The sequence below is a fragment of the Streptomyces rhizosphaerihabitans genome (assembly GCF_025399795.1).
In the GTDB taxonomy this organism is placed as follows: Bacteria; Actinomycetota; Actinomycetes; order Streptomycetales; family Streptomycetaceae; genus Streptomyces; species Streptomyces rhizosphaerihabitans.
On the sequence record NZ_JAODTZ010000078.1, the window covers coordinates 23444 to 30893 of the forward strand.

General features: G+C 69.0%; 5 protein-coding genes. 3 read left to right on the plus strand and 2 right to left on the minus strand.

Features of this window, described 5'->3' with window-relative positions:
* Window positions 1-73 precede the first annotated feature (73 nt).
* Window positions 74-1717, minus strand: a complete 1644-nt coding sequence (locus N4G66_RS41680) for an outer membrane protein assembly factor BamB family protein (protein ID WP_261709530.1) — start codon at window positions 1715-1717, stop codon at window positions 74-76.
* A gap of 108 nt (window positions 1718-1825) precedes the next feature.
* The gene (locus N4G66_RS41685; protein WP_261709531.1) at window positions 1826-2833 is read right to left on the minus strand and encodes a glycoside hydrolase family 26 protein; all 1008 of its coding nucleotides are present in this window, start codon (window positions 2831-2833) and stop codon (window positions 1826-1828) included.
* Window positions 2834-3053: 220 nt separating this feature from the next.
* On the opposite strand from N4G66_RS41685, the gene N4G66_RS41690 reads away from it, so the two are divergent.
* Genes N4G66_RS41690 through N4G66_RS41700 form a run of 3 tightly spaced genes read left to right on the plus strand, consistent with a single transcriptional unit; the run spans window position 3054 to window position 7013 of the window.
* Window positions 3054-3548 (plus strand): hypothetical protein, encoded by a 495-nt coding sequence (locus N4G66_RS41690; RefSeq protein WP_261709532.1) that lies wholly within the window; start codon window positions 3054-3056, stop codon window positions 3546-3548.
* Window positions 3549-3573: 25 nt separating this feature from the next.
* A complete protein-coding gene (locus N4G66_RS41695; RefSeq protein ID WP_261709533.1) occupies window positions 3574-5748 on the plus strand; it encodes a bifunctional polysaccharide deacetylase/glycosyltransferase family 2 protein in 2175 nt (724 codons plus the stop codon).
* On the plus strand, window positions 5745-7013 hold the full coding sequence (locus N4G66_RS41700; RefSeq protein WP_261709535.1) for an acyltransferase family protein: 1269 nt from the start codon (window positions 5745-5747) through the stop codon (window positions 7011-7013). Before N4G66_RS41695 ends, N4G66_RS41700 begins: the two co-directional genes overlap by 4 nt.
* The last annotated feature ends 437 nt before the right edge of the window (window positions 7014-7450 follow it).

A 7450-nucleotide genomic window follows, 5' to 3' on the forward strand; every position in this document is an offset into this window, starting at 1 on the left:
GGCGGTCCCCGGTCACTTCCAGGCGCCCCGGGGTCTCGCCCCGGGACGCCCGCCGAGGAGATCACTTCGGACGCTACCCGTAGAGCCGCACGCCGCCGTTCGACCCGAGGGCGTTGAGTTCCAGCACGCCGCCGTCCGAGGTGACGTACACCGTGCCGGAGGTGAAGTTCCACTTGCCGGTCCCCACCGGCAGGCCCGCGACCGGGGTGGTGTGACCGGTGCGCGGGTCGATGGTGATGAGCTGCGGGGAGCCGGACGTGGTGACGGCGTACACCTTGTCGTCCGCGCCGGACGCGGGGACGGCGAGCGCGGCGGAGCGGTGGGTCCAGAGTTTGGCGCCGGTGGCGGTGTCGAAGCCGTCGATCACCGGGCTGCCGGCGGCCGAGGCCGGGGCGACCAGGACGTTGCCGTAGAGCCGGACGGAGTGGTCGGCGCCGGATTCGTTGCCGGTCGTGAGCTCGTCGTCGCCCACGGCCAGTTTGCGGCCGGTCCCGGTGGTGTCGAAAACCCGCACGGCGTCCTGGCGCGCCGTGTGGACGGCGGCGACCAGCGGTGAGCCGGACAGGACGTGCGTTACGTCCGAGTGGGCGCTTTCGGGCTTCCGCCAGATCACCTTCCCGGTCCTGCCGTCGTACGCGGTGAGGGTGAACCTGGTCTTCTGGTCGAGGCAGAAGTCGTCCACCAGCACGACGCCCTCGGTGCCCCGGTCGTAGGCGTTGCAGTAGTGACCGCGGGCCTTGTAGCCCCACACGCGGCTGCCCGTGCGGACGTCCACACCGCCGAGGAAGTTCTCACTGACGATGGTGGCGACATTGCCCTGCAGGTAGGTCGCGGCGGTCGTCGCCGTGGGGTGCTTGGTGTTGGTCAGCGGAATGGACCAGAGGATCTTGCCGGTGGACGCCTTGACACCGGCCAGCCAGGTGCAGGTGCTGCCGTCCTTGCCGAAGGCGACCGTGCCGATGCCCCGGGCGCTGAGTGTCGGCGACATCGCGCAGGGGACGGTGCCGCGCTCGGCGGCGCCGGCGAAGGACGCGGCGCTCCATACCTGCTTGCCGTCGGTGAGGTCGTAGGCCTGCAGGCCGCCTCGGCTGCCGGCCCGGACGAGCAGCTTGTCGGTGAGCCAGCTGCCGATCAGCGCGTCGTCGGCGGCGGGCGCCGGTATCTGCCACACCTGCGTCAGCTTCTCCGAGGCAACGGTGGCGGCGTCGTCCTCCTGCTTGATCATGACGGCGGCGGCCCCGCCGCCGGCGGCGACGAGGACGGCAAGGGCGAGCGCGATCCTGCCGGCCCACCTGGTCTTCCCGGCCCGTTTGCCGCCCGCGTCCGCAGGGGGCTGCGGCTGCGCGGCGACAGGCTCGGGGTGGCGGAGGGCCATCCGGTCGAGGACGGCGGTCGCCGCCGCCGGGTATCCGGACTCCTGGTCCGCCGATTCGCTGCCGCGCCGGGTGTGCGGGGGTATCCGGCGACCCGGCTCGCGCATGGCCTCGTGGGCGTCGGCGCCGGGCTCGGGAAACCGCAGCGGCATGGTGGCATCCCACCGCGTTCCGGGGGATCCGTCGGACGGCTCGGCCGACGACCGGCCGTCCCACGGCATGACCGGCTCCGGCTGCTGCTGTTCCCGGTACGGCTGCGGGCGGGCAGCCGACTTGCGGGGCTGGAAGGCCCAGCCGTACTCCTCTTGCGGAGCCCCCTGGCCCGGCGACGATTCCGTCGTCATCTCCGTGATCTCCCCTGGTCGGGCATCCGCAAGCGCCAGCCGCAGTGATGCGCCTTGATAAATGTCGTTCCTGGCGGGCTTGCGCCCGGCTTCCCTGCTTGCCCTGGATCAGCCGTTTTTGAACGAATGGCCGAAGCTGTTCCGGGTCGACTCCACCTGGAACGCGGCCAGCGCACCCATCGAGGTGCTGATCCGCCAGTCCATCGGCTGGTCGCTGCCCGGCCAGTCCTTGCGCTGGTCGTACCAGACGAGCCCGATGACGCCGGCTTTCGCGGCGCCCCGGAACAGGTCACGGATGTGCGCCTCTTTGCCTTCGCTCTGCGCCACCCCGGTTTCGGCGATCAGCACCGGCTTGCCGGAGAAACCCGCGATCTGGCGCAGGGTGGGGGTGAACAGGCTGGAGAAGGCCACGCCGTCGATCGGCCCGTAGTAGCCGATGAGGCCGACCCAGTCGACGTAGGCGTTGCCCGGGTAGTAGGGACGCAGCTTGGCGGTGGTGCCCGAGTCGACCACGTGCGGAGTCCACACCCAGATCACGTTGGTGACGCCCTGCGCGGTGAAGATGTCGTGTACATGCTTCCATGACGCGACGAAGTCGGCGGGCTTGGTGTGCTTGGGACCCCAGGAGTTCCACGGACCGTTCATCTCGCCGGCGAAGGAGAGGGCCAACGGGCCGTCGTAGGCGGCGATCTGGCCTGCCAGTCGACGGATGTAGGCGTCGTCCTTGCCCTCGGCGATGTCGGTGAGCGAGATGTCGGAGGGCACCAGCGCCATCATGGGCAGCTGGCCGTGCTGCCACAGGAAGGCGTTGCCCTCCGCGTCGAAGTCGTCGCCCCAGGAGCTGTAGTACTCGCGGATGTCAGGGGCCCGCCCGGCCTCTTTGGCGAAGGCGGTGACGATGCCGTACTGCCAGGGCGTCTTGTCGTCGACAACGCCCAGCGCGCGGCCGGACGGCTTGAGCATGGACGAGACCTGGAAGTGCGCGGCCCGGGCGGTGGCCGTACCCGCCTTGACGCCGCCCCCGCTTCCCGCGCCGCCGCAGGCATCCACGAGGAACGTGATGGCGACCATGAGGGTCGCGGCGACCGTCAGGCGGCTGCGGCGGGTTATGACCATGCGAGAGGGTCCGTTCGGGGCAGGAAGCAAGCTACTTCGCCGGAACTCTACGAGACCCGCGTGACATTCACCGAATCTTCATACTAATCTTGTTACATGATCGGGGGCGGGTCGGATAATCTCCCTTTCCCTGTACATTGATCATTTTTCCGCACTACTTACCGCTTTCGGCAGCGCCGAGCTGGCAGTTGTAGCACCATGAGGAAGCTCGAGGCTGTCGATGACCAGTGCCTCTACGGAGGTCGAGACGGCTCCCGTCTTTGTGGACCAGACCGGTCTGCGCGGTCGCCGTCTGCGCGGTCTCGGCTGGCTGCTGGGCATCATCTGCACCGGGTTCGTGGTGGCGATGGTCTCCGGCCTGGTCGGAACCCAGTCGCAAGCGCCCGGGCTCACCGTCCCCGGCACCGCGAACACCACGCCGCCCAGCCAGTACCTGAACGCGCCGCTGCCCGCGGCTCCCGGCGTCGCCGAGTCCGGAAAGAGCACCACCGCCCCAGCGACCGCATCCGAGGCCACCGCGTCAGTCACCGCTACGCCGACGGCCGGTACGGCGGTGTCGAGCTCCGTGTCCGAGGCCACCGCGTCAGTCACCGCTGCACCGACGGCCGGTACGGCGGTGTCGAGCTCCGTGTCCGAGGCCACCGCGTCAGTCACCGCTGCACCGACGGCCGGTACGGCGGCGTCGAGCTCCGTGTCCGACGCCACCACGCCGTAGCCAGACGCGACCGACCAGGAAGTCCATGTCCCGCACCCGTCACCAACGTCCCCGGCAGTCCATCGCGCGGCCCCGCCGACTCGCCGCACCTCCCCTGCGTTTCTTTCTGCCGGTGACCGTACTGGCGACCCTGCTGGCGCTGATGGTGCTTCGGGGCATGGCGAACAACGAGGTCTTCCACGACGAGCAGATCGCCGTCTCGGTGGACAAGGGCACCGTTCCGACCAGCGTGCTGGAGGGCGGCCCGGTCGTCGACGCACGCGGCGCCAAGAACAGCAAGCCGGTCAGCTACACGATCCCGGACAAGACCGTCGTCCTCTCCTTCGACGACGGGCCGTCCGCCCAGTGGACGCCGAAGATCCTCAAGGTGCTGAAGGAAGAGAACGTCCGCGCCGACTTCTTCGTCACCGGCTCGATGGTCACCCGCAACCCGGCGCTGATCCGCCAGATCGTGGCCGAAGGCCATGAGATCGGTCTGCACACCTTCACCCACCCCGACCTCGCGCTGCACTCCGGCACCCGGCTCACCTGGGAGCTGGGCGAGACCCAGCTCGCGCTGGCCGGTGTCGCCGGCATCCACTCCAGCCTGTTCCGCCCGCCCTACTCCTCCACCGTGGACGCGCTGGACGACTGGTCGTGGCCGGTGACCAAGCAGGCAGGGTCGGAGGGGTACCTGACCACCTTCATCGACAAGGACACCGACGACTGGAAGCGCCCCGGCGTCGACTCCATCGTCAAGTCCGCCATGCCCGACCTCCCCGGTCAGGGCGAGATGATCCTGCTGCACGACGCGGGCGGCAACCGGACGCAGACGCTGGCCGCGCTGCCGGTCATCATCGACAAGCTCAAGGCCCAGGGTTACACCTTCAAGACCACCGGCGAGGCGCTCGGCACCGGCTCCGCCAACACCAAGGTCGGCAACTACAGCCTGTGGGTCGGCAAGGCGTTCCTGTGGTGCACCACCTTCTCGGTGGGGCTGCTGCCCTGGCTGGTCGGCCTGCTCGCGGTCGTCGGTGTGCTGGTCATGCTTCGCTTCGCGCTGATGCTGGTGCTCTCGGCCGTCCATGTGCGGCGCACCCGCAAGAAGAGCTTCTCCTGGGGCGACCCGGTCACCGAACCGGTCACCGTGGTGGTACCCGCGTACAACGAGCAGGAGTGCATCACCAACACCCTGCTCTCCCTGGCGGCAAGCGACTACCCCATCGAAGTGATCGTGGTCGACGACGGGTCGACCGACGACACGTCCGCCATCGTGGAGGAGCTCGGCCTGCCGATGGTCCGGCTGATCCGGCAGCCGAACAGCGGCAAGCCGACCGCCCTCAACACCGGTGTGGCCGCCGCCTCGTACGACCTGATCGTCATGATGGACGGCGACACGGTCTTCGAACCGTCCACCGTCCGCGAGCTGGTGCAGCCCTTCGGCGACCCGCACGTCGGCGCGGTCGCCGGCAACGCCAAGGTCGGCAACCGCGACACGCTGATCGGCGCCTGGCAGCACATCGAGTACGTGATGGGCTTCAACCTCGACCGCCGGATGTACGACGTGCTCAACTGCATGCCGACCATCCCCGGCGCCGTGGGCGGCTTCCGCCGTTCGGCGCTGGAGCAGGCGGGCGGTATGAGCGACGACACGCTCGCCGAGGACACCGACGTGACCATGGCCCTGCACCGGGCCGGCTGGAGAGTCGTCTACGCCGAGGACGCCCGGGCCTGGACCGAGGCGCCCGTCAGCATGAAGCAGCTGTGGTCGCAGCGCTACCGCTGGAGCTACGGCACCATGCAGGCGATGTGGAAGCACCGGCACGCGGTGCTGGAGCGCGGCGCGGCCGGCCGCTTCGGCCGGGTGGGCCTGCCGTTCGTCGCCCTGTTCATGGTGGTCACCCCGCTGCTCGCACCCGCCATCGACGTCGGCATGGTCTACGGCGTGGTCTTCGTCGACGCGTACAAGACCCTGGCCGCCTGGTTCGCGGTGATGACCCTTCAGGCCGTCTGCGCCTGGTGGTCCTTCCACCTCGACAAGGAGAAGGCGTGGCATCTGATCACGCTGCCGGCCCAGCAGGTGGTCTACCGGGTGCTCATGTACATGGTGCTGCTGCAGTCCACCATCACCGCGCTGACCGGGGGGCGGTTGCGCTGGCAGAAGCTGAAGCGCACCGGTGAGGTCGGACTTGAGCACACAACGGGGGCGATGTCTTCATGAGTACCGCGGAACACGGTGCCTTCGGCACCCGGAACTTTTCCGACACCGTCGCCCTGCGGGTGATGGACCCAGCGGTGATTCCCGCGCAGCACGCCCCGCAGCCCGAGGAGGCCGCCCCGGCGCCCGCGCACAAGCCGGGCCGTGACCGCTACCTCGACCTGCTGCGGGCGCTGGCCCTGGTCCGCGTGGTGGTCTACCACAACTTCAGCTGGAATTGGCTGCCGATCGTCTTTCCCTCCATGGGTGTCATGTTCGCGCTGGCCGGGTCGCTGATGGTGCGGTCCCTCAACCGGCCGGCGCTGAGCGTGATCCGCGGCCGGCTGCGCCGTCTGCTGCCGCCGATGTGGCTGTTCGGCGCGGTCGTGGTGCCGCTGATGCTCCTGGAGGGCTGGAGACCCGACCACCATCACTCCAACTGGTGGTGGGCCGACCTGGCCTACTGGATCCTGCCGCTCAGCGAGCCGCCGTTCGGGGCCTCGCTGCACGACTTCGGCGGGCACCTGCCGAATTCCTGGGCCGAACAGATCTGCGTGCCGCTGTGGTACCTGCGCGCCTACCTCTGGTACGTACTGCTGTCGCCGCTCCTGCTCAAGGCGATGCGGAAGCTGCCCTGGGTCACCCTGCTGGCGCCGCTGGCGCTCGCGTCCTTCATCAACTCCGGCCTGATCGACCAGTCCGGCCGGCTGATGGAAGCCGCCACCGACTTCACCACCTTCGGCGCCTGCTGGCTGCTCGGCATGGCCCACCAGGAAGGGCTGCTCCGCAAGATCCCGCAGTACATCGTGCCGTCCCTCGCACCGCTGGTGCTCATGTTCGGCTACTGGTGGCTGCTGCGGTCACCGGTGAGCAACCCGCGGCTCGGGCACGATCTGGAAGCGGTACCGGTCGCCCAGGCGATCTGGTCGTTCGGCGCGGTGCTGCTGCTGCTCCACCTCAGCCCGTCCTGGGAGCAGTGGCCCAAGCCGCTGGAGCGGTTCAACGGCGTGATCAGCCTGCTCAACTCCCGTGCGGTCACCGTCTACCTGTGGCACTCCTTCGCGCTGGTGCTGACCGAGCCGCTGATCGACCCGCTGTGGAGCAACACTTTCTTCTACAACCACGCGCAGTGGTTGCTGGCGAGCCAGTGGACCCCGCTGGTGATCTCCGTTCCGCTGATCTGCCTGGCGATCCTGCTCTTCGGCTGGATCGAGGACGTGGCTGCCAAGCGCCGCCCGCGGCTCTTCCCCTACCCCCGCCGCTCCAAGGGCCGCCGCCGCGGCCGCTAGAAGCCGCAGCAGATCGCGCGCGGCGTTGATCTATCAGCACATGGCCAGTGACCGTGATCGGGCGATCGCTGATCGGCTCGGCTCGATGATCCGGGAGACGGAAGGGAAACGGGCTCCTAAGGGAGGGGAGCAGGAGGGGCCGTTGCCCTCCTGAGGGATCGGCGCAGGGCGTGTCTGCCGTGTACGCGCAGCAAGTCGCTCGCTTCGAAGGCTTCCCGAAGGGCGGTCTCTGCCGACTCGAGTGTCTGCTGAAGGCGGGCTGCCTCGGCCCGCGTCCCGTCGGTCCAGTCGCGGACCGGACCGCTCGCTCGGACATGGTCAGCCAGGGACACACGAGCGACGTAGGCAGCGGATTGCAGGGCCACAAGGGAGTCGGGAACCTGTATGTCGTCCACCTCCACATGCTAGGCACGGAGGGGGAGTGCCATAGTTGTCAG

What these genes read in the sequence shown, in the direction of transcription:
- N4G66_RS41690 (WP_261709532.1), top strand. Translation starts at nt 3,054, where the DNA reads ATGACCAGTGCCTCTACGGAGGTCGAGACGGCTCCCGTCTTTGTGGAC.
- N4G66_RS41695 (WP_261709533.1), top strand. Translation starts at nt 3,574, where the DNA reads ATGTCCCGCACCCGTCACCAACGTCCCCGGCAGTCCATCGCGCGGCCC.
- N4G66_RS41700 (WP_261709535.1), top strand. Translation starts at nt 5,745, where the DNA reads ATGAGTACCGCGGAACACGGTGCCTTCGGCACCCGGAACTTTTCCGAC.
- N4G66_RS41685 (WP_261709531.1), bottom strand. Translation starts at nt 2,833, where the DNA reads ATGGTCATAACCCGCCGCAGCCGCCTGACGGTCGCCGCGACCCTCATG.
- N4G66_RS41680 (WP_261709530.1), bottom strand. Translation starts at nt 1,717, where the DNA reads ATGACGACGGAATCGTCGCCGGGCCAGGGGGCTCCGCAAGAGGAGTAC.